The organism is Pseudomonas sp. WMBT8 (genome assembly GCF_050916005.1).
Classification (GTDB): domain Bacteria; phylum Pseudomonadota; class Gammaproteobacteria; order Pseudomonadales; family Pseudomonadaceae; genus Aquipseudomonas.
Window position 1 is genome coordinate 3,826,667 of the sequence record NZ_CP188096.1, and the last position, 23,264, is coordinate 3,849,930.

General features: G+C 64.3%; 9 protein-coding genes and 1 riboswitch. Of the genes, 6 read left to right on the forward strand and 3 right to left on the reverse strand.

Annotation, left to right across the window (positions count from 1 at the left end; translation table 11 throughout):
- Positions 1 to 6: 6 nt before the first annotated feature.
- Positions 7 to 10,899 (reverse strand): autotransporter-associated beta strand repeat-containing protein, encoded by a 10,893-nt coding sequence (locus ACO77H_RS17500; protein ID WP_432754359.1) that lies wholly within the window; start codon positions 10,897 to 10,899, stop codon positions 7 to 9.
- Positions 10,900 to 11,216: 317 nt separating this feature from the next.
- Between ACO77H_RS17500 and ACO77H_RS17505 the strand changes: the two genes are divergently transcribed.
- Both ACO77H_RS17505 and ACO77H_RS17510 read left to right on the forward strand, forming a co-directional pair.
- Positions 11,217 to 13,025 carry a monovalent cation:proton antiporter-2 (CPA2) family protein gene (locus ACO77H_RS17505; RefSeq protein ID WP_432754360.1) on the forward strand — a complete coding sequence of 603 codons (1,809 nt, stop codon included), beginning with the start codon at positions 11,217 to 11,219 and terminating at the stop codon, positions 13,023 to 13,025.
- A 73-nt stretch (positions 13,026 to 13,098) separates the two neighbouring features.
- Positions 13,099 to 13,683 carry a hypothetical protein gene (locus tag ACO77H_RS17510; RefSeq protein WP_432754361.1) on the forward strand — a complete coding sequence of 195 codons (585 nt, stop codon included), beginning with the start codon at positions 13,099 to 13,101 and terminating at the stop codon, positions 13,681 to 13,683.
- Between the two features lie 135 nt (positions 13,684 to 13,818).
- Here ACO77H_RS17510 and cobF read toward each other — a convergent pair whose 3' ends face one another.
- Positions 13,819 to 14,577 (reverse strand): precorrin-6A synthase (deacetylating), encoded by a 759-nt coding sequence (gene cobF / locus ACO77H_RS17515; RefSeq protein WP_169954747.1) that lies wholly within the window; start codon positions 14,575 to 14,577, stop codon positions 13,819 to 13,821.
- A gap of 47 nt (positions 14,578 to 14,624) precedes the next feature.
- Positions 14,625 to 15,191, reverse strand: coding sequence for a histidine phosphatase family protein (locus tag ACO77H_RS17520; RefSeq protein WP_169954748.1), 567 nt, complete (start codon positions 15,189 to 15,191; stop codon positions 14,625 to 14,627).
- 171 nt (positions 15,192 to 15,362) lie between these two features.
- Between ACO77H_RS17520 and ACO77H_RS17525 the strand changes: the two genes are divergently transcribed.
- The 4 genes from ACO77H_RS17525 (at position 15,363) to ACO77H_RS17540 (ending at position 23,246) form a co-directional block, all read left to right on the forward strand.
- Positions 15,363 to 19,673, forward strand: a complete 4,311-nt coding sequence (locus ACO77H_RS17525) for a dermonecrotic toxin domain-containing protein (protein ID WP_432754362.1) — start codon at positions 15,363 to 15,365, stop codon at positions 19,671 to 19,673.
- A 66-nt stretch (positions 19,674 to 19,739) separates the two neighbouring features.
- Positions 19,740 to 19,944: riboswitch (cobalamin riboswitch) on the forward strand.
- Between the two features lie 91 nt (positions 19,945 to 20,035).
- Complete coding sequence (locus ACO77H_RS17530) at positions 20,036 to 21,976, forward strand: TonB-dependent receptor plug domain-containing protein (RefSeq protein WP_432754363.1); 1,941 nt, start codon at positions 20,036 to 20,038, stop codon at positions 21,974 to 21,976.
- Positions 21,976 to 22,335, forward strand: a complete 360-nt coding sequence (locus tag ACO77H_RS17535; protein WP_169954751.1) for a (2Fe-2S) ferredoxin domain-containing protein — start codon at positions 21,976 to 21,978, stop codon at positions 22,333 to 22,335. Before ACO77H_RS17530 ends, ACO77H_RS17535 begins: the two co-directional genes overlap by 1 nt.
- Entirely contained in the window at positions 22,332 to 23,246 is a 915-nt protein-coding gene (locus tag ACO77H_RS17540; RefSeq protein ID WP_432754364.1) for an ABC transporter substrate-binding protein, read from the forward strand. The genes ACO77H_RS17535 and ACO77H_RS17540 overlap by 4 nt, the downstream gene beginning before the upstream one ends.
- Positions 23,247 to 23,264 lie beyond the last annotated feature (18 nt).

Consider the following 23,264-nt stretch of genomic DNA (forward strand, 5'->3'; position numbering starts at 1 on the left):
CCTTGATCAGAAGCCGAGGGAGAAACTGATGGTCATCCCATGGTCCTTGTCGTTGCGTGACAACTGGCCCGAGTAGCCCAGTCCCAGTTTGCCGTTAGGGCTGATCTGGTAATCGACGCCCGCCTCCACCACCGCGCTGTCCTTGGCAATCGGCACGCCTTGAGTGCTGAAGGACGCGCCGCCATTGATAAAGCTCAGGTCGGCATCCGGCTGGGTGTCACCAAAGGCATGGCGCCAACCGATGCTGCCCCGTGGGGTGATGCTCGAACCGTTGCCCAGGGCGATGGTTTTACCCAGGCGCACGCCAAGGGTGGAGAACGTGATGTCCTGGTCGGCATCCCCTTTGAGGGCGGCCGAACCGCCTTTTTCCTTGAGGGTGTCGCTTGCGTAGTTGACGTAGGCCAGGCCTGCGAACGGTTCCACGGCAAGGCCGCCGGCCTCCACGGTGTACCCGACTTCACCGAACACTTGCGCACTGCGCGCCTTGTAGTCGGCTTTCAGGCGCTGACCCTCGGTGCCCACGGCCACGTCACGTTTGCTTTCGATGTCGTGCCAGGTGTAACCCATGCCCATGCGTGCGGCGAAGGCCTCCTGCTGATACGCGGTGTAGGCCATCAGGTGGTAGCTGTCGATGTCGGCACTGGCGTTGCGGCGCTTGGCGTCCAGGTCACTGCGGGTATAGCCAGCAGCGATACCGGCGCGCCAGGCATCATCCAGTTGCTTGTCGGTGCCCAGCAGGAAGCCGCTGAGGTTGCGATCCAGGCGCGCGGTGTTGCTGTCGCCGCCCAGGTGGCCCCAGGTGCCGAGGACGCGCATCCAGCCGACCATTTCGCCGTGGCACCCGGCGCTGCTCAGGCGGTTTTCGCTGGGTGCCAGGCTGTTGCGTGGATCGTCCTGACGGTAGCAGCCCGGTTGGCGCATGCGCTCGTTGACCGCGTCACGCACGTAGCGCGAATCCTCGAGCAAGGCGCTGGCGGTGCTGGCGTGGATTTCCCCCGACAGGCTGTCGAACGCTGCGCGGGCATTGGCTGCATCGCCGGTGAGCAAGGCGTTTTGTACGGCACTGCCGCCCACTGCCACGCCGCTGCCCAAGGCCGTGGCCACGGCCCGCTGGTTGCCGGTGGCCGCCACGCTGGCGAAGCTGGTGGTGTTGCGGCTCACGGCCAACGCTACCTGGTTCGGGCTGTAGTTGAGGGCCGTATCGAGGAACGCCAGGTTCTGCAGGTTGGTGTTGGTAAAGGTGCCGGTCACGCCACCGCCAGCCGTCAACAGGGTGTAGGTGGTGGGCCCGGTGTAAGGGACCAGGTTGAGCACATTCAGGCTGCCCGCCAGGTTCGCGCTGCCGCCGACCGCCAGGGAACTGGCCACCGATGGGGTGATCACCAGGTTGAGAGTGCCGTCGGCAGCGTTGGTGAAGTTCCCGGCGACGCTGAGTTTGCCGCTGTCGGGAGTGACCACGCCATGGTTGACCAGCGAGCCGACACTGCCGTTGCCACTCAGGCCCGCGCCATTGGCCACAGTCACCTGGCCGCCGAGCACAGTCCCCGGGTTGCTGGCATTGCCCACTTGCAGCAGGCCCTGGTTGACGGCTACTGCACCGCTCAACGGCTGGTTGCCGGTCAGCAACAGGCTGCCGTTGCCCTGTTTGACCACAGTGCCGGTACCGGTCAGCGTGCCGTTGAACTGGCCATTGCTGTCTTGCTGGAACAGCAGGTTGGCGTTGTTGGTGATTGCCCCTTGCAGGCTGCCGGTGTTCCCGGCCAGCGTCCCACCGCTGACGGTGGTCCCGCCGCTGTAGGTGTTGGCGCCGGTCAGCAACAAGGTGCCCGCGTCGGTTTTGTTGATCCCACCGCTACCCACCAGGGGCGCCGAGACCTCGGCGGTCACGCCGGCATTGATACGCACCGTCGCCAGGCTGCCGTCTGCGGCATTGGTGGGGCTGAGGCTGCCGCCCGTGCCGGCGACCAGCGTGTAGCCACTGTCCAACACTTGCAGGCCGGTGAAGCTCTGATTGCCCGCCACGGTGACGGTCCCGCCCTGCCCGCCGAACACGGCAAACTGGTTGTTCGAGGCCTGGCCTTGGGTGCCGGTCGGGTCGGTCCAGTTGGTGCCGGGGCCCCAGGTGCCGCTACCGCCATGTACCGTGCCGTCAGGGCTGGTGGTGGTGCCGTTCCAGAACTGGATTTGCCCAGGCGCGGCTTGCACCAGCAGGTTGAGCTGGTTGGCCAGCGCCGTTTGCAGGCTCAGCGCGCCCGGCACAATCGCGCCTGGCAAGTTACCCAGCAGCAGGCCGTTATCGGTCAGGCTGCCACCGTAGCGGAACAGTTGGTAGACGCCAACGCCGAACCCTCCTGCGTCGCTGATGTTAAGGGTGCCATCCAGGGTCAGGTTGCCGGCCACGTTGACCACCGTGGTCGATGCGCCCGGTGCGCCGAGGGCGAAGTCCAGGCTGGTCCCCGCTGACAAGGCCAGGGCACCCACGGACAGCGGCGTCGCAGTTCCGGCCGTGAGGGTCGAGCCGTCAGCCATGCTCACCGCCCCCGCCAATTGCCCGCTACCGCCCAGGGAGGCGCCGCTGGCGACCTGGACGGCGGCACTGTTCAAGGTGCCGTTGACCAGCAGGCCACCGGCCGTGACGTTGGTGCTACCGGTGAAGCTGTTGTTGCCGGTCAGCAGCAGATCACCGCTGCCGGTCTTGGTCAGCGAGCCGCTACCAGTGAGGTTGCCGGTGTAGGTGCCATCGGCATTTTGCTCGAAGGTCAGCGCCGCGTTATTGGCTATCGCCCCTTGCAGGCTGCTGGTGCTGCCGGTGGTGCTGCCGCCATTGAGAATTGTCCCGCCGCCATAGCTGTTGCTGCCGGTGAGCAACAGCGCACCGTTGCCGTTTTTCACCAGGCTGGCGGTGCCGCTGAGCGCGCCACTCAAGGTCAGGTCATGGCTGCCCAACAGCGTCAACTGACCACCCAGGGCAATGGCATTGGCCAGTTGCAGGGCGCTGCTGCCATCCAACTGCGCCGCGCCGCCCACGCTCAGGGCGCCACTGCCCAGTGCCGCATTGTTGCCCAGCGTCAGTTGCCCGGCATTGAGGCTGGTGCCGCCGCTGTAGGTGTTGACGCCATTGAGGGTCAGGCTGGATGCGCCGGTTTTCACCAGGCTGCCATTGCCGCTGACCACGCCATCCAGGGTCAAGGCACTGGCCCCGCCCACGGTCATCGCACCGTTGAGCAGCGCGTTATTGCCCAGGGTCACAGCAATGTTGCTGGCCAGGGTGGTGCCGTTGGCGGCGGTCAATACGCCGCTGCCCAGGGCATTGTTGTTGCCCACCACCAGGGTGCCGCCGTTCAGAGCGGTACCCCCGGTGTAGCCATTGGCGGCGTTGAGCACCAGGGTGCCGCTGTCCAGTTTGGCCAGGGTGCCACTGCCATTGAGGCTTACACCGAGGGTGGCAGTGACGTTGGGGTCGACCCGCACGGCGGTGTTGCCAGTGCCGCCGTTCACCAGGTTCAACTGGCCAGAGGTACCGGCCACCAGGTTGTAACCGTCGCTGACGAACTGCATGCCCGTCAGGCTTTGGCTGCCGTCCACCGTGACCGTGCCAGCCGCGCCCTGGAACACCGCAAACTTGTCGTTCCAGCTCTGGTTGAGGCTGCCGTCGACATTCGCCCAATTGGTGCCGTTGCCCCAGGTGCCGTTGCCGCCGTCGATGGCGCCGTTGCCGATCAATTGGCCGCCGTCCCAGAACTGCACGGTGGTGTTGGGCGCGATGACCACCAGGTTGACCTTGTTGCTGATCACGGTTTGCAGTTGCAGGTCATCGGCAGTCACGCTTGAGGGCAGAGTCCCGAGGGTCAGGCCGTTATTGGTCAGGGCCCCGGCGTAGTTGATGAGGTTGTAGACCCCAGTGCCAAAACCACCGAGATCACTGACATTGAGGTTGCCATCCAGGACCAGGTCGCCGCCGACATTCAGCAGCCCGCTGCCGCCACCGACTACCGGTACGCCAAGGCCGACATCCAGGTTGGCATTGCCCCCCAGCACCAGCGAACCCACGGTCAGCGCACTGGCGCTGCTCAGGCCCAGGTGGCCGCCATCGGCCACCGTCACCGTACCGGCCAAGCTGCCGCCGCCGCTCAAGGTCGCGCCGTTGTTGACCGTCACGCTGCTGCTGGCCAGGCTGCCCGCCACGTTGAGCGTGCCGCCCGTGACGCTGGTAGCGCCGGTCAGGCCGCTGTTGCCGGTGAGGTTGAGGGTGCCGGTGCCGACTTTATCCAGGGCACCGCTGCCGCCCAGGCTGCCGCCGAAGGTGTTAGTGCCGCCGACGGTCAGCGTATTGCCCGCCGCCACTTGCAGTGCACCGTTGCCGGCCAGGGTGTTGAGTGTGGCGCTGCTGCCCAGGTTGAGGGTGGCGCCGCTGCCCACGGTGACCCCGGAGGTGTTGCCCAAGGCGCCGGAGCCGACGGTGGTCAGGCTGCCCCCCAGCACCGTCAACGGGCCGCTCAGCAGGTTATTGCCGCTGAGGGTCAGGCCCGCCGTGCCGTTTTTGATCAGTGCGCCATTGCCGGCCACTACGCCGGCCAGGTTCAGGTCGTGGCTACCGGCGACGGTGAGGTCGGCATTGAGGTCAATGGCATTGGCCAGCACCAGCGGTGCGCTGTTATCCAGGGTGGCCGCACCGCCCACGCTCAGGGTACCGCTGCCCAGCGCAGTGTTGCTGCCGAGGGTGAGCGTACCGGCGTTGAGCAACGTACCGCCGCCGTAGCTGTTGGCCCCATTGAGGCTGAGGTTGGCCCCGCCGTTCTTGATCAACTGCGCGGCGCCGTCGACGATCCCGCCGAGGGTCAGGCCGTTGCTGCCGGCCACTGTCAGCGTGCCATTGAGGGTCAGCGCATTGCCCAGGGTCACATTCGCGCTGCTGTCCAGGGTCGCCGGGCCGTTGACCAGCAAGGCGCCTGCGCCCAGGGCGCTGCCCGTAGCGACGGTCAGACTGCCGGCGTTGAGTTGGGTACCGCCGACATAGCTGTTGCCGCCGGCGAGGGTCAGGTTGCCGCTACCGCTTTTGATCAGCCCGCCGGCACCGTTGACCGGGCCATTGAGGGTCAGGTCCGACGTGCCGAGGATACCCAGGTTGCCGCTCAGGTTCAGAGCATTGGCGAGGGTCACTGCAGCGGTGGTGTCGAGGGTGGTCCCGGCGCTGCTGTTCAACGCGCCTGCGCCCAGGGCGCTGCTGGAGGCCAGGATCAAACCGCCGGCATTCAGGGTGGTAGGCCCCTGGTAGGTATTACTGCCACTCAAGGTCAGGCGGGCGATGCCGTTTTTGATCAGGCTGCCGGCGCCGCTGACAGTGCCCGCCAGGATCAGGGCATTGCTGCCGCCAATGGCCAGGCTGCCATTGAGAACCACGTCATTGGTCAGCGCGAGCGCTGTGTTGCTGTCCAGGGTGGTGCCGTTGGCGGCAGTCAATACGCCGCTGCCCAGGGCATTGTTGTTGCCCACCACCAGGGTACCGCCGTTCAGCGCCGTGCCGCCGGTGAAGGTGTTGCTGCCTTTGAGCACCAGGGTGCCGCTGTCCAGCTTGGCCAGGGTGCCGCCGCCGCTGAGGTTCACATCCAGGGTCGCGGTGACAGTGGGGTCGACCCGCACTGCGGTGTTGCCGCCGGCGCCATTGAACAGGGTCAGGCCGCCTGCCGTACCGCCCACCAGGTTGTAGCCATCGGTGACAAATTGCAGGCCCGTGACCGCCTGCGCGCCGTCCACGGTGACGGTGCCCGCCGTGCCCTGGAACACCGCCAGGCTGTTGGGTGCCCAGCCTAGGTTGAAGCTACCGTTGAGCTCGGTCCAATTGCTCGACGCCGCGTTCCAGGTGCCGTTGCCGCCTTCGATGGTGCCGTTGCCCACCAGTTGGCTGCCATCCCAGAACTGCACGTTGGTGTTGCCATTGACCAGCAGGTTGATCTGGTTGCCAATCGCCGTTTGCAGGTCGAGGCTGCCAGGCAGGACGCCACCGGGCAGGCTGCCCAGGAGCAGGCCATTGTTGGTCAACACGCCGGTGTAGTTGATCAGGCGATAGATCCCGGCGCCAAAGCCACCGGTATCACTGATGTTGAGGGTGCCATCCAGGGTCAGGTTGCCCAACACCCGCAGCAGCTCGGTGCCGCCCGTGGACGGCGCGCCGAGGCCGGCATCCAGGTTGGCGTTGGCCCCCAGCACCAGGGCGCCGGTGGTCAGTACGCTGCCGGACTTCACGGCCAGGTGGCCGCCATCGGCAACATTCACCGTGCCCAGCAAGGTCCCGCTGCCGCCGAGGGTCGCGCCGCTGTTCACATTGACCCCGGCACTGGCCAGTTGGCCGTTGACGTTCAAGGTACCCGCGCTGACCTGGGTATTGCCTGCCAGCGTACTGACCCCGGCCAGGGTGAGCGTGCCGTTGCCAAGTTTGTCGATGTTACCCAGGCCGGCAAGAACCCCACCAAAAGTGCCGTTCCCATTGTTGGCGCCCAGGCTCAAGGTATTGCCGAGGCCGACCAGCGCAGTACCGGCGCCGGTGAGGTTGCCCAGGCTGGCGGAGCTGCCCAGGTTCAAGGCAGTGCCGGTCGCCAGGTTGATCGCGCTGTTGTTACCCAGCGCACCGTTGCCGACGGTGGTGAGGCTGCCCGCCTGGATATCCAGCAGGCCGCTGAAGGTGTTGTTGCCCGCCAGCGTCAGGTCTGAAGTACCGGTCTTGATCAGGCTGCCATTGCCCGCCAGCACACCGGCCAGCGTCAGGTTATTGCTGGCGCCCACGCTCAGGCCGGCGTTGACGGTCAAGTCGTTGGCCAAGACCAGTGGCGTGCTGCTGGCCAGGGTCGAATTGCCCGTCACGGTCAGCCCGCCCGTACCCAGTGCCGCCGCAGTGCCCAGGGTCAGGGTGCCCGCATTGAGGGTGAGGCCGCCCTGGTAGTTGTTGAGGCCATTGAGGGTCAGGTTGGCCGCGCCCTCCTTGGTCAGGCTGCCGCTGCCACTGATCACCCCGCCCAGGGTCAAGTCGGCGCTACCGCCAATGCTCAGGTTGCCTCCCAGGTCAAGGGCATTGCCGACACTGACCGCGGTGCTGCTGTCCAGGGTCGTGCCGCCCGCCGCATTCAACGCACCATTGCCCAAGGCGCCGCTGTTCGCCAGGATCAGGCCACCGGCGTTCAGCGCGGTGGGCCCGAGGTAGGTGTTCACAGCGCCCAACGTGAGCTGCGAGGTGCCGCTCTTGACCAGGCCGCCGGCGCCACTGATCACGCCATTCAAGGCCAGGGCATTGCTGCCAGTGACGTTGAGGTTGCCAGCCAGGGCCAGGTCATTGCCCAGGGCCACGGTTTTATTGCTGGAGAGTGTGGTGCCCGCGGCCGTGCTCAGCAGGCCGACGCCCAGCGCGGTGTTACTGCCCACCACCAGCGCCCCACGCTCAAGGGCAGTGCCGCCGGTGTAGCTGTTGTTGCCATTGAGCACCAGGGTGCCACTGTCGAGCTTGGCCAGTTTGCCGGCGCCGTCGATATTCACGCCCAGGGTCGCGGTGAGGGTTGGATCGACACGGATCGCCGTATTGCCGGCGCTGCCGTTGACCGCCGTCAGTTGCCCCGCAGCACCGCCCACGACGTTGTAGCCGTCGCTGGCAAATTGCAGGCCGGTGAACTGCTGCGTGCCGTCCACGCTGACCGTCCCCGCAGTCCCTGTGAACACTGCAAAGCCGCCGGCCCAGGCTGAGTTGGGCGTGCCGCCGATGGCGGTCCAGTTGCTGGCGCCAACGCTCCAGGTGCCATTGCCACCTTCGACCGTGCCGTTGCCGGTGGTCTGGCTGCCGTCCCAGAACAGCATGTTGGCCACCGACACCACTACGTTCACCTGGTTGGCCGTGGCGATATCTACCAGCACATCGCCCAGGTTGAAGCCCTGGGGCACGCCCGTCACTGTCAGGCCCTGCCCGGCCAGGCTGCCGGTGTAGTTGATCAAACGGTAGATACCGGCACCAAAGGCCCCGCCATTGCTGACATTCAGGTTGCCATCCAGGCTCACACTGCCATTGACGCTGAGCAGCGGCGTCGGGGACGGCGCACCAAGGCTGACGTCGAGGTTGGCGCCGCTGCCCACCACCAGCGAACCGGTAGACAGCGTATCCGCGCTGTTCAAGGCCAAGTGGCCGCCGCTGTTGATGTTCAGCGCTCCCAGCAGCGATCCGCCGCCGGTCAGGGTGCCCCCGGCATTCACGTCGACAATGGCGCTGCCCAGGGTATTGCTCACCTTCAAGATGCCGGCGTTGACCTGGGTATTGCCGCTGAGGCTGTTGATGCCGGTCAGCTCGAGCTGGCCGCCGCCGACTTTGATCAAACTGCCGCTGCCTGTGAGGCTGCCGCCAAATGTGCTGCTGGTATTGGCACCGCCTACGGTGAGGCTGTTGTTCAAGCCCACGTCGATAACGCCAGCGCCGCTCAAGCCGCCGAGCACGCCATTGCCGGCCAGGTTGAGGCTGGCGCCGGCGCCAATGTTCAGCCCGCTGTTGCCACCGAGGGCCGCGGCGCTGCTGGCGAACACGCTACCGCCAAGGATGTTCAGTGCGCCGGTAAAGGTGTTGTTGCCGCTTAAGGTCAGGTCGGCCGTGCCATTTTTGGTCAGGCCACCGGCGCCACTGATCACCCCGCCCAGGGTCAGGTTATTGGTGCCGGCCAGGGCCAGGTCGGCATTGAGGGTGATGTTATTGCCCAAGGTAAACGCCGCGCTGTTGTCCAGGCTCGCCGCGCCACCCACGGTCAACGCACCGCCGCCCAGGGCTGCGGCATTCCCCAGGGTCAGGCGGCCGCCATTGAGCAGCGTGCCCGCCTGGAACGTGTTGATCCCATTGAGGGTCAGGTTGGCCGTGCCCGCTTTGGTCAGCGTGCCGGTGCCGCTGAGCGCACCGTCCAGAGTCAGGGCGTTGCTGCCCGCCACGGTCAAGCCGGCGTTGAGCACAATGTTATTGACCAGGGCCACCGCGGCACTGCTGTCCAGGCTCGAGGCGCCACTCACGGTCAAATTGCCCGACCCCAGCGCTGTATTGCTGCCCACTTTCAAAGTACCAGCGTTGAGGTTCAGGCCACCGAGGAAAAGGTTGTTGCCGGAGAGGTTCAGGGTGGCGCCGCCATTCTTGGTCAGGCTGCCGCCCCCGATAATCGGCCCGGTGAGCGTCAAATCTGCGGTCCCGCCCACGGTCACCGCGCCGTTGAGACTGACCTGGTTGGTCAGGCTCGCCGTGGCATTGGCATCCAGAGTGGTGCCGGCGGCGGCGCTCAACGCTCCGGCGCCCAGTGCACCGTCGGCACCCACCACCAATTTGCCGAGGTTCAGCACCGTGTTGCCCTGGTAGCTGTTGGTGCCGCTGATAATCAGGTCGCCGCTGCCTTCCTTGACCAGGCCGCCGCTACCACCGATCACCCCGCCCAGGGTCAGCGCATTGCTGCCAATCACGGTCAGGTTGCCCAGCAGGTCGATGCCATTGGCCAGGGCAATCGCCGCGCCCAGCAGCGGACCGGTGCTCAGGTTGGTCCCGGCGCTGGCGGTCAGGGTGCCCGAGCCCAGCGCGTCCGTGGCCCCAAGCACCAGAGTGCCGGCGTTCAACTGGGTGCCACCGCTGTAGGTATTGGTGGTGTTGAGGATCAGGTCCGCCGTACCGTTTTTGCGCAAGGCCCCCGTGCCGCTAAGGTTGCCGCCAAAGGCAAAAGCGTTGGTGCCCTGCACCGTGAGCCCACCGGCACCGATCACCACGTTGTTGGCCACGTTCAGGTTACCGGTGCTGGCCGCCAGGGTCCCGCCATTGACGTTCAGCACGCCGCTGCCGAACGCGGCGCTATTGTCAAATTGCACAAGGGCGCTATTGAGTATCGTCGACCCGTTGACCAGCGCCCCTTGCAGGGTCCAGGTCCCGCCATTGATCAGCAGTTTGTTGAAGTTGATGTATTGACTGCTGGATGCGGTGCCGGTCTGGATAACAGCATTCACCCCGGCCAGTTGGTTATCCAGGACCAGGGTATTGTTGGTCCCCCCCACGCCGCCATCGACCTTACCGGAGGGTGCGAACGACAGATTGACGTTGACCAGTCCACCCAGGCTGATCCCGGTACCGGCATTCACCACAGACCCGGTGACCGCGGTAAATGTATTGCCCCCACGCCCGGCGCCCAGGGACACCCCACCATTGAGCGTGCCTGCGTTGATAAACGAGTTGCCAACCCCGCCGGCGGCACCCGAGGCCTCAAAGCCTATCCGGCCGGTGACCGTGCCGCTGTTGGTCATATTGACCCGGGAGCCGCCCTGCACCACCACCACAGGGGCTTCGTCAGGTTGCAGTACCGATACGCCAATGCTCGAAGCGCCGATAGTGCCGCTGTTGTAGATGCTGGTGGTGAAGTTTGCACCATTGGTGATATTGAGCGCCGCGCCGCCCAGCAGCGAGGCCACATCCAGCAATGGGATGGTGCCTCTGATCGTGCCGCTGTTGGTCACCGATACGTTGCCTGAGGTTGAAGCGTTGCCAATCACCACGCCACTGGTCAAGGCGCTGAGGGGCAACAGGAACGCCGGGTCAATCACCCCCAGGTTAGTCAGCGTTATACCGCTACCCGTCAAGCTCAATACCGTGCCCAGCACAGTGTTCATCCGCGCTGCGGCATCGACGGTGACCTGCAGGCCATTGGTCGAACTGGAAAAGTTGTTGACCGGCGTCAGGGGCAGGCTTGGCGCTCCGGTACAGGTAACCACCGCGTTTACGCCCGGGTTCGCCGGCGAGCACGCCGCCAACGCCTCGGGGCTCGCCAGGCCTGCCACCAGCCCGAGGACACCCAGACGAATCGCAAGAGAGAGAGGAGAAACATCGGTTTTGGCGCCAGCAACAATTCTTCTTTCCACGGGCAACAACTCCTTCGTGGTCCAAGCCTTTCGTCCGTGAATGCGTAGAAGCCCCATGCAACAGATCCAACACGCATCGAAAGCGAATTACCTGACCGTGATGACAACAATCCTGTTGTCAGAACCGTAGCTGACGCGCGTTAAAGTCATTGAAATAAATGGTATTAATACTTTCGTAAGTGCCTTGTAGGATTTGGACGACATCCAACAGGCGCCGGCGTACAGCGCCCTACCTCGGCAAAAATTCAGATTCAACCGCATAAAAGCGCGCTCTAATAGCGCCCTGTCGATTCGCCTCAACGATCCTGGAGTAAGCGATGCCCCATGAAGGCAACCTGTTACAAGCGGCCGTGGTGTTCCTGCTAGCGGCGGTGCTCACCGTACCCCTGGCCAAGCACCTGAAACTGGGCGCGGTGCTGGGCTATCTGTTCGCCGGTGTGATCATCGGCCCCTCGGTGCTGGGGTTGGTGGGCAACCCGCAAAGCGTCGCGCAGTTCTCTGAGCTTGGGGTGGTGTTGTTGCTGTTCATCATCGGCCTGGAGCTGTCGCCCAAACGCCTGTGGGTGATGCGCAAGGCCGTGTTTGGCGTGGGCCTGGCGCAAGTGCTGTTGACTGCCATGGTGATGGGCGCCGTGGCACTCTGGGCGTTTGGCCAGTCGTGGAACAGCGCGATTGTGCTGGGCCTGGGCCTGGCGCTGTCTTCCACCGCCTTCGGTCTGCAAAGCCTGGCCGAACGCAAGGAACTGAACAGCCCCCACGGGCGCCTGGCGTTTGCCATCCTGTTGTTCCAGGACATCGCGGCGATCCCGCTGATCGCCATGGTGCCGCTGCTGGCCGGCAGCGACCACACCACCACCGCCGCCCAGGACCTGAACCACGGTTTGCAGGTATTGGGCAGCATCGCCGTGGTGATCATCGGCGGTCGCTACCTGTTGCGGCCGGTGTTTCGGATCGTCGCCAAGACCGGCCTGCGCGAAGTGTCCACCGCCACCGCGCTGCTGGTGGTGATTGGCACCGCCTGGCTGATGGAACTGGTGGGCGTGTCCATGGCCCTGGGCGCGTTCCTCGCCGGCCTGCTGTTGGCCGACTCGGAATACCGCCACGAGCTGGAATCGCAGATCGAGCCGTTCAAGGGCCTGTTGCTGGGGCTGTTCTTTATCAGCGTGGGCATGGGCGCCAATATCGGCCTGTTGTTCAGCACGCCCTTTGTGGTGCTGGGGCTGACCCTGCTGCTGATCGCCATCAAGTTGCCGCTGCTGTACGCGGTCGGGCAGATGGTCGGCGAACTCAACCGCGAGAGCGCAGTACGCCTGGGCGTAGTGCTGGCGGCCGGCGGTGAATTTGCCTTTGTGGTGTTCAAGATCGGCCGCGACCAGGGCCTGTTCGCCCCGCAGCTGTACGACGTGCTGGTGTTGACTATCACCCTGTCGATGGCCCTCACTCCGCTGCTGTTACTGCTGTGCCCGAAGCTGTTTCGGGCCAAGGCCAAGCCGGTGGAAGTGCCGGAAGAATACCGCGCCATCGAGAGCGATGCGCCACGGGTGGTGATCGCCGGCATGGGCCGCATGGGGCAGATCGTGGCGCGGATCCTGCGGGCGCAGAACATCTCGTTTATCGCCCTCGACACCTCGGTCGAAACCATCGAGCTGACCCGCAGTTTCGGCGGCATGCCGGTGTTCTACGGCGACCCCCAGCGACCCGAAATCCTGCATGCGGCGAAGGTCGACCAGGCCGAGTATTTCGTGATCGCCATGGATGATCCAGAGATCAACATCAAGACCGCCGAACTGGTGCGCAACCTCTACCCGCACATGAAAATCATCGCCCGCGCCCGTAACCGCCAGCACGTGCATCGCCTGGTGGACCTGGACGCGTCACCGGTGCGCGAAACGTTCTATTCCAGCCTGGAAATGAGCCGCCGCACCCTGGTCGGCCTGGGCCTGAGTGAGGCCCAGGCCGATGCGCGGATCAACCGTTTCAAGCATCACGACCTGCAACTGCTGACAGCGCAGCACGCGGTGTACGACGATGCGGCCAAGGTGATGCAGTCGGCCCAGGAAGCCCGTGCGGAACTGGCGCGGTTGTTTGAAATGGACCGCCTCGAAGAAGAGTCCGGAAAGGTCTGAGGATGGATCTGAACGATATTGCGAATTTTCTGACAGAATACAGCGCAATTTCGTTCATCCATTGGAAGACCTCATGCTCATCCTCAGCAAAACCGCCGCCCGCCTGGCCCTGGCGCTGACTGTCAGCCTGGGCGCCAGCCCGCTGTTCGCGGCTGCCAAGCCGGCCGCCGCGCCGCCGGACGACTTCCAGATCGTCTCGACCCTGGACGGCAAGTTCACCTTCACCCTGCCCAAGGGCTACGTGGCCGACGCCCTGCCCGCCGGCGCACAAGCCCAGGGCACCGCGGGCGCCAATGGCACGATGTACATCAACCAGGCGTCAAAAAGCGTGGTGGTAGTGGCCCAGACCTTGCGCAACGACGGTATCGACCTGAAGGACGACGAACCGCTGTTTCTCGATAGCGCAGCTGAAGGTTTCCTCAAGGACGTAGGCACCAGCCTGCCGGACTACAAGAAACTGGCGCAGAAGAAACTGCTGATCAAGGGCGTGGGCCTGCGCCAGATTGATGGCACCGCCAGCATGGGCGGCGGCAAGACCTTGAACTCGACCTTCCTTGCCGGCTCCGGCAACCGATTGCTGGTGATCCAGGCGATTTCCCGGGCCGAGGATGTAGCGGGGCATGGCCTGCTGGTCAGGCAGATTACCAGCGGCAAGTGACATTCCCCTAAGCACCACACATCCAATGTGGGAGCGGGCTTGCCCGCGATCGCGGTGTATCAGCCAATACATAGGCTGACTGACACCCCGCCATCGCGGGCAAGCCCGCTCCCACTTTGTTTATTGCATTCCCCCCTACGGCTTGCGCAGCAGGTAGGTATCCATGATCCAGCCATTGGCCTGGCGCGCCGCCTTGCGCACGCGCTCGATTTCGTCGGCCACCTCGGCCACCTTGCCGCTGATCAGGATTTCATCCGGGGTGCCCAGGTACGCGCCCCAATAAATGTCCATCTCCTGGTCCGCGACGCTACGGTAGGAGTCCTCGGCGTCAAGCATCACCACCAGCGTATCGGCATCACTGGCTTGCCCCGCCGCGAGTCGGCGCCCGGTGGTGATCTCGATGGACCGGCCAATGCGGTTCAACGCCACCTTATGCTGGGCCGCCAAGGCCTGGACGCTGGTAATCCCGGGGATGACCTCGAATTCAAACTCACTGCTGCCACTGGCCAGGATCGCCTGCAGGATGCGGATGGTGCTGTCGTACAACGCCGGATCGCCCCAGGCCAGGAAAGCGCCCACTTCGCCGTCGGCCATTTCCTGGTTGATCATGCGCTCGAACGTCTGTTGCTTGTCGCGGTTCAGATCCTGCACGGCCGTGGTGTAGTCAATCTCGCCACGCACGCGCTCGGGGCAGTCGGCTTCGACAAAGCGGTAGACGTGCCCGGCGTCGATGTAGGTCTGGCAGATTTCCCGTCGCAGGTCGATCAGCTTGTCCTTGCTCTGGCCCTTGTCCATCAGGAAAAACACGTCGGTGCGGTTAAGCGCCTTCACCGCCTGCATCGTGATGTAGTCGGGGTTGCCGGCGCCAATGCCGATGATCAGGATTTTTTTCATGACGGGGTTCTCAGTGCGGGGCGGGGATTTTGCCATGTTCGCGCCGCTCAGGTCTCGCGCGTTTGCAGGCGCAGGCGCCAGATGCCATTGAAACGCAGCTCAGTGCTAGAGAGCGGTTCCACATCGATCCGATTGAACATAGCCGGGGGGCATTGCAGCGCATGCAGCAACGCAGCACGGATCACAAAGGGGTGAGTCACCGCCAGCACATGGCCCGGCGCCTGTTCCAGGGTGCCTAGCCACTGCGCCACTCGCTCGCACAACTGGGCCACGGACTCGCCGCCATGGGGCGCAGCCGTGCTGTCCGTGAGCCAGGCCTGCAAGGCCTCGGGTTCAGCGTGTTGAATCGCATCGATGGCCATGCCTTGCCAGCGCCCCAGATCACAGTCACGTAACGCCTGTTCAACCTGCGCGGACTCGCCGAACAACCCCGCAGTTTGCCGGGTTCGCGCCTCCGGTCCACACAGCAGGCGCGGTGCCCGCTTGAAGCGCTGCGCCTGGGACAGGCGTGCCTGCTGCCAGTCCATTTGCAATGACTCGTCCAGGGCAAAACGTGCCGGTTTACGGGCGCACGTAGGGGCGTGGGCGATCAGGGTCAAGCGAGTGGCCTGCATTCAGAATCCCGCGAGGTTGAAGGTAGTGGAAGGGTCGACCGCCGAAGCGGCCTCACCATAGTACAGCGGTTGGTGCGACACATTATCTATCGCATGGGTTGGCGCTCCGGGCGGAACCGCGGGCACCCGACCGCCACCCAAAAAGCCTCCCCTATTGTCCAAGGATTGCCCATGAGACTGACCGACTCCCGCCCCGCCCTCGCCCCTGCGGGCACCTACCCAAGCGTGCAACCGGCACCCGCGCAACCCAGCGATGCGACACCCCTAGGAAGGGTGCCGTTTATCAGCCTCGACGCCCAGCAACAAGCCCGGTCATTGGTCAGGCAAGCCGATAGCGACCTGGCGTGCCTGTTGGCCGCCACCTTGATGAGCCGGGTCATTTCCCTTGAGCCTGGCGGGCAAGACAGCCCCAGCGCCAGGCAGGTGGACGCTATTCCCGCCGACTCGACCTTCGGCCAGGCCTGGTCGCGCCTCACTCAAGCCGTGAATAGCGAGCCATTTGCGACATTTGCCAAAGAACACCATATCGACACCTCACGCTTTACGTTCAACCCCAGGTCGGGGTGGCTGGACTGCACCGTCAACGACAAACCGGCCACGTTTACCTCGTACGACAGCGGCTGGGACCAGGCATCCGCCGACGTTTTAGCGGCTGCGCGGGTGCTGGCCCCGACACTTGCACAGTCGTTTGAATACGCCGGTGAACACAGCGCGTCATCCAACGTGGTAAGCGACTTCTACGGGGACTCCTTCGCCAATACCAAGGCCGACACCCTCACCTATATTGGCCGCCTACAGACCGAACATGGCTTTGCCGCCCTGGTTTACCCAGGCTCTGAGCAGCCGCACTACAACCGCCCCGAGCACCAACACGCCAAGCAACTGCAGCGGGATGCGATCGACTCCGTTGCGGCCCGCGATCAGAGCCCGTCGTTGCCCCAGCAGAGCTCATTGGAAAAAATCAGCGCAGGCGATCTGTTTCTGGCCAGGCTGTGCAGCAGCGACCTGAGCTCCGGGCACCCCGAAACCCGGCTGCCTGGGCACGGAACATCCGGGGGGAGCATAGGCCGGCTGCCAACGTTCTCGACGATGGGCCAAACCCGCCAGGCGTTCGAACAGGCGTTGAACGCCGAGGCTTTTTTGCGCTTTGCGCAACAGCACAAACTTGACCTGCCCAGTGTCAGCATTGCCCCGCAAACCGGCGATCTGGTCTGCCAGGTCACCGATCCCAATGGGGTGATGCTCGAAAAACGCTTCACCCTGAGCGACGACTCCGGCTGGTCAGCCGTCGCGGCCGACATCGTCGCGCAGGCCCGGAACCTGGCCGCAGGGTCGACAGACAGGGTCCGTCACCCGCACTACAACGCGGTCCGTTTCCAGGACATCTTGAACTTCTATGGTGAAACACCCGCAGACGGCACATTGCTGGAAACCCTCAAGCGCTGCGCGGTACTCAACCGCAGTGGTTTCCCGGCGTTAAGCGCAAGTAGCCCCACGGACACTGCCCCCACACGCGCCCTCCAGCAAAAACGGCGCCTTGCGATTGAACGCCTCGACCAGGCACCTGCCAAGGCCCTCAACCCGACAACCGAGACCGTTCGCCGCCAATTTGACGGCCAACCCGATGTGCGTTCGGTTGTGCAACGACTGCTCACCGAGGCCATTCAGAAGGTCTCTCCCGGCCTGGACTTCGATATCAACCAGATCGCTTACGCCGAGCCCGACCCGGCCAACCCGGGGCACTTCCGGCGCAGCTCCCTCACGGCCGTGGCCTTGAACTACCTGAGCGGCGAGGACGCGCCGAGCTTTCCCGACAACAGCAAGTTGGTCGACACCCGCCCGGACCTGCTCGCCCATACGGGCAACACCCCCGACACGCCCCTGCCGATCAATCTGAAAGCCGTTGAAGCCGCCCTGCACGCGCTGCCCGCGCAGTTGAGCGAGGCCATGGCCAGCGACCTGCGCAGCTACTGGGCACAACCGGCGTTCAGCACCGCGGCCGGGCCCTTCGCCGGCGATCGGCAGGCGCTGGTCAGTGAGTTGTTGCGCAACAATCTGCGCCTGGCCGGGCTCAAACAGCCGGGGCTGGATGACGCGCAACGCGAAACCCTGGACCAACTGGTGACACGCCCACCTCCCGCCGCCAACAGTGACATCACCGTATTTGCCCTTGGCAGCGTTACACGGCAACACCCGGACGCCAGCGAAACCGCCTCCCCCAACCTACTGGTGCAACGCCATATCGGCGAGCGTTTGATCCTGTTGCTGTGCGCGCCAAACGGCACCGTCACCCCCTATGACTCCTACGCCGCGTTCGACGCCGCCCGGGCGCAACACCTCAGCCAACAAGCCCCAGGCACGGGGCGCCTGAACACCTTGAAGAAAATCGACGCAGATCCGTTCGTCGCCCAGGCACAGACCCTCATCGAACAGGGCCTGGGTGACGTGCTCAGCAGCAGCCCGGCCTACGGCGCGGTGGCGGGCGAGCGGCCCACACGCAAAATGCCGGGCTGGGTCAACAACGCCAGCGAGGCCGAACGTTTTGTGTTGCATGACCTGAGCCTGCAGTTGGCAAGCATCCACCAGCGCAACAAGGGCCGCACCTACAACAGCGACATTCCCGATATCCGCCCCTTTGCCGAACAGACTTTCGATAACCTCAAGGCGGTGAACCATCCCGCCAAGGATCTGCAGGTGGTGTTCAAGGTTGCGGTGGGCGGCACCTCGCCCGGTGGTGTGATCAGCGGCGGCATTCATCGCGAGTCCATGAGCCTCACCGACGCCCTGCTGCGCAACCTCTCGGGCCTGCCCAGTCGAGACGTGGAGGTCTACCTCAAGCCGGGCAACACCCGCGTCACCGAACTTGAAAAGGATGGTGTCCTGCAGAAGCTGATCGAGGACGCCGACGTCGGCAAGAAGTACCCGCTGTTGCTCAAACGTGAACTGCAAGACGAGCGCACCAAAAAGGCCGAACGCCTGGCCCTGTTTGCCGAGCAAGTGCCAGTAGAGCTGCAAATAAAGGCCCTGGAGTTGGCCGTCAACAAACAATCCGGTGTCGATACCACTGGCTTGAGCTACATCCAGGCCATCCTCGACCCCGCCCCCGGCACCAAGCGCGTCGACGGCCAGGAGATCGTAATCCGCCCACTGGCATTCGTGCCGGGCCCCGGCAAGAGCCCCGATGTGGTCGACAATATGTACCTGATCGAACCCGAGGACAGTGCCAAGGGCCCGCATATCCTCTACCGCCCGCTGATCGCCGATGCCCCGCTGCTGCAATTTCCGACGCGCCAGGCATTGCTCCAAGCCATCCAGCAACCAGGCCGCCTGCAAAAAGACATCCTGGCCTGGTTGCCCGATGACGCGACCCGGGCGTACTACAAGGCCTGGAGTTTCAAGGAGCCCAGCCTCCAGACCACCAGCATATTTGGCGTGGGCGACGGTGAGACCGTGCCTGCCGAGCCCAAGCTGGCCGCCGGCGGTTACGAGGCGGCCAATACACTCAAAGAGAAGCTGCAAACCGGGCAACTGATGAACCACCTGTACGACGCCAATGCCTTGGGCCTGACCAGCATTGCCGAACAACAGTCGGTCTCCGATGACGAAAGCCGCTGGGCCACGCTCAAAGAGGGCGGTTATCTGCTGCTCAACGCCGTGCTGCCCGCACTGCGCGGGCCGGGCGCGGCCATCGGCGTGGCGTTGCAGTTCCAGGGCATTCTCAGTGACCTACAGACCCTGGCCGACGACGATACCGGCAACAAAGCCCCGGCCATGGCCGACTTGTTGGTCAACCTGGCAATGCTGTTACTCCAGACGCCCGCGCGGCCTGCGGCCAGGCGAGTCGGCGCCCCCGTGAGCGCCAGCCGCAACAGCATTGTCGAGGCCCCCAATGGCCAGAAGGTCCGGCGCCTGCAGGTCATGAAGGGCACGATGGAAAAGATGCAACTGGTCAAAGGCAACCTCTTTACCTTTGAAGACCAATACAAAGGCAAACCCCGGCTCAATATCAACGCCCATGGCCGCGACCTGAGCGTCACCGAGCGCCTGACCGGCGCCAGCTCAACCATCCTCTATGACGGCGCCGAACACACCCCCGAACAACTGCACGCCCACCTGCTGGCCAAAGGCATCGACCCCAGCCAGTTCGACAACGTGCGCCTGCTGGTGTGCTACTCCGGCAATGGCGCCGAAAACTCCTTTGCCGCCCAGTTCCAGCGCTTGATCAACAAACCGGTAAAGGCCTTTGTCGGCACGGTGACCGTAACTCCCAGCCCCGAACTGGTGACTGCCGAGTTCAAGACCGGCATCCAGATGCACGGGCCGCACGACGGGCCCAAACTGGTGAGCGACACCTATGCGCAGTACGACAGCGTGGAAACCGTCAAGGATCGTACGGACATCTCCATGATCCGTAACCCGCTGGAGTACCTGCTGTTCTCCTACTACCCCGTCCACTACCCGCCTCGCGCGGCCAATCGCTGAGCCCAGGCAAGCACGCGGCGCGGCGCAATCGGTTCGGCACATTGACGAACGGTCCGGCGAATGTTCAGATGCGGCCCTGTTTCAGGTGCCGCATGCCGCCGTGCATGAGGTGAAACGGGAAACCGGTACGCTCGTTCGAGCAAGTCCGGTGCTGCCCCCGCAACGGTATTCGCGTGACCCCTTCGACACACCACTGTGGCCAGAGCGCCATGGGAAGGTGAAGGGTTCGATACGCGAGAGCCCGGAGACCGGCCTGGAATGTGTGTTTGGCAAAATCCTGCGGTGGGCGGGCATGGGCCGGTATTGGCGTGTGCTCGATACTTTCTCCTGCGTGCTTCTGCGAAGATACTTTCGAGAAGACTATGATTTTTCAACGTTACGTCACTTCTGGCCCAACCCTGCTGTTGGGTTGCCTGTTCAGCCCCCTGCTACTGGCTGACAACAGCGCCCTGGAACTCAAGCCGCAGACCATTCTGGCACCGTCGGTGGAGTCCACCACCGTGGCCGACATGGCCCAATACGGCAGCAAGGTCGAGATCGTCACCCGCGCCCAGATCGAACGCGCCGGCCCCAGCGCCGATATCACGCGGGCGATGCAGATGTTTATCCCCGGTTTCTACGTCGCGCCGAAAAACGGCCCGTTCGACTACGGCACCTATTCCCTGCTGGGCGGGCGCAACGACGACACGCTGATCCTGCTCGACGGCGTACGCCTGAACAACCGCCTGTACGGGGGCCTGTACCTGGACACCCTGCCGGCCAACGCCGTGGAGCGCATCGAAGTGCTCAAGGGTGGCCAGAGCCTGTTGTTCGGCACCCAGGCCGTGGCGGGCGTGATCAATATCGTCACGCGCACCCCGCAGACCCGTGAGGTGTCCGGCGAAACCAACCTGGGCGTCGATACCTTTGGCGGCACCACGGGTGATGCCCGGGCCGAGCGGATTTTCACCAATGGCCTGGGCGACCTCGGCCTGCTGGCCTATGTCAGCCATAACGTGTCCGAGGGCTACCAGCCCTTTCGCAACCGCGACATGAGCAACGTCACCGACAAGAAACGCTCCTACGAAGTCACCACCCTCGGCGCGAAGGCCATCCAGTCTTTTAGCGATGACTCGCGCCTGGAACTGTTTTACCAGTACTCCGACGCCAACCTGGACTTTGCCGGCGCCACCAACAACCGCAAGACCACCAACGACCGTGTGCAGCAGATTGCCACAGCGACCTTCGAGCAAAACATCAACGAGCGGCTGAGTTACTTCCTCAAGGGCCATATCAACGACTGGGACACTCGCTACTCAAGGGTCAACAACACCGCCGACGGCGGCACCGTGGTGCGCAACCACAATGACTACTGGGGCTTTACCGACTGGGGCGTGCAGGCCGAAGGCAAGGCTGAGCTTACGGGCGGCCATGTGCTGGTGTTCGGCTCGGACAACCAGTGGTTCAAGGGCCAGGACGACGTGCTGGTGATCGACAACAACAAGGCCCAGGCCCACGCCCTGTACACCCAGCTGCGCCCGCAGATCGACGCCCTGCCCGACTGGCATCCGAGCATCGGCGTGCGCCACGAAACCATGAGCGGCGGCGACAGTGCCACCGTCGGCATGCTCACCTCGCTCTACGACCTCAACCCCAACTGGGCCCTGCGCGGCCAGTACGGCACGGCCTACAAGCTGCCGAATGCCGAGCAATTGTTCGTCAATGAACCCGGCGACGAGCTGGGCAACCGCAACCTCAAGCCGGAAAGAAGCCGTAACGCCGAGCTGGGCCTGGACTACAAGGGCCTGCTGGCCGACCGTGAATTCAGCGCCAGCGTGACCCTGTTCAAGCGCAAGATCACCGACCTGATCACCCTCGACGATAGCCACTGGGTCAACGTCCAGGGGCAGATCCAGGTGCGCGGTTTCGAGGCCGACGCCAAGCTGGCGCTCAACGACCAGTGGAGCTTGCAGGCGGACATGACCCGCAACCTGACCGAATCGCGCGCCGGGGTCACCCTCAATGACGTGCCGAGCTTCTTTGCCCGCTCGCGGGTGGGTTTCGAGTCGCAGAACCGCCTGTGGGGCGCCGGCGCGGCGATCCGCTATATCCACGATGTGATCAGCTCGAAAAGAGTCGAATACGGCCACTATTCGGTGGTGGACGCCGACGCCTATCGCTACCTCGACCCTGCCCATCAACACCGCGTGAGCCTGCTGGTAGAAAACCTGTTCGACCGCGACTACGTCACCAGCCGCTCCAGCAATGTCGACAACCTGGGCCGGCCGTTCACCACGGAGGTGCGTTACACGTATCGCTTCTGATGACTGAAATCACGCAAATCGACGGGGTGGACACCCACCCCGACTGGTCCCGTATCCCCGAGCATGCCCACCATGTGCTGCTGTGCACCGGCCCGCGCTGCACCCAGCGTGGCGCCCTGCAACTGTGGAAAACCCTGCGCCGGCGCCTTTTGGAGCACCAGCACATCGAAGTGCCTGGCGGTGTGCTGCTGACGCGCACCCATTGCCAGTTCCCCTGCAACCTGGGGCCAGTGCTCACGGTGTACCCGCAGCGCTGCTGGTATGGAGTGCACAGCAAGGCCGATGCCGTGCGCCTGGTGGATGTGCACCTGGTGGGCGGCGAGGTGGTCGAGGAACTGTTGATCCGGGAGCATCCATGAAACGTTTGGCAGGCGTTGCCATCGCCCTGTTGTGCAGTGCCTCGGCCATTGCGCACGACTACCGCAACTGCCAGCAGGATTGGCAACTGCCCCATGCACCGCCGGCGCGGATTGTCGCCCTCAACCAACACGCTGCCGATATGCTGCTGGCCCTGGACGCCGGCCCGGCGCTGGTGGGCGTGGCGTACCTGGATGACAACGGCGCCGCGCATAAGCAGGGCAAGTATTTGGGGGTGCCGGTGATTGCCCCGCGCTACCCGGCCAGCGAGGTGCTGTATGGGCAGAGGCCGGACCTGGTGGTGGGCGGGTTTGCCACGGCTTTTGGCGACGGCATCACCTCGCGCACCGGGCTGGCGGGCAATGGCGTGGCTTCGTATCTGCTGGAATCGGCCTGTGCCGGGCACTCCCTGGATTATTTCGGGCATATCCGCACAGACCTGCAAACCCTGGGCAACCTGCTGCATAAGCCGCAGCGCGCCCGCGAGCTGATTGCCGCCCTGGACGCCGACCTGGCCAGCGCCCGGGCACTGGCCAAGCCGGCAACACCCTTGTCGGTGTTTTACCTCGACAGTGAAGTCAACGGCCTGGACAGCGAAGGACAGCAAGGTTTCGTCACTGCCCTGCTGGCCGCCGCCGGCGCGCGCAACCTGTTGGCCGGGATCAATCAATACCGGGTCACGGTCAGCAGTGAGACGTTATTGATGAGCGACCCGGATGTGATCCTGCTGGCCGATGCCGTATGGTCCCCGGCCAGCCGTAAACGCCAGTTGCTGACCCGCGACCCGGTGCTGTCGCGCCTGCGGGCGGTGCGGGAAAACCGCATGATCGATATCCCGTTTACCCACCTGGTGCCCACTGTCGGCAGCGGCAAAGTGGTGCTGGACCTGGCGCGCCAGCTCAACACCCTGTAGGAGCGGGCTTGCCGGCGA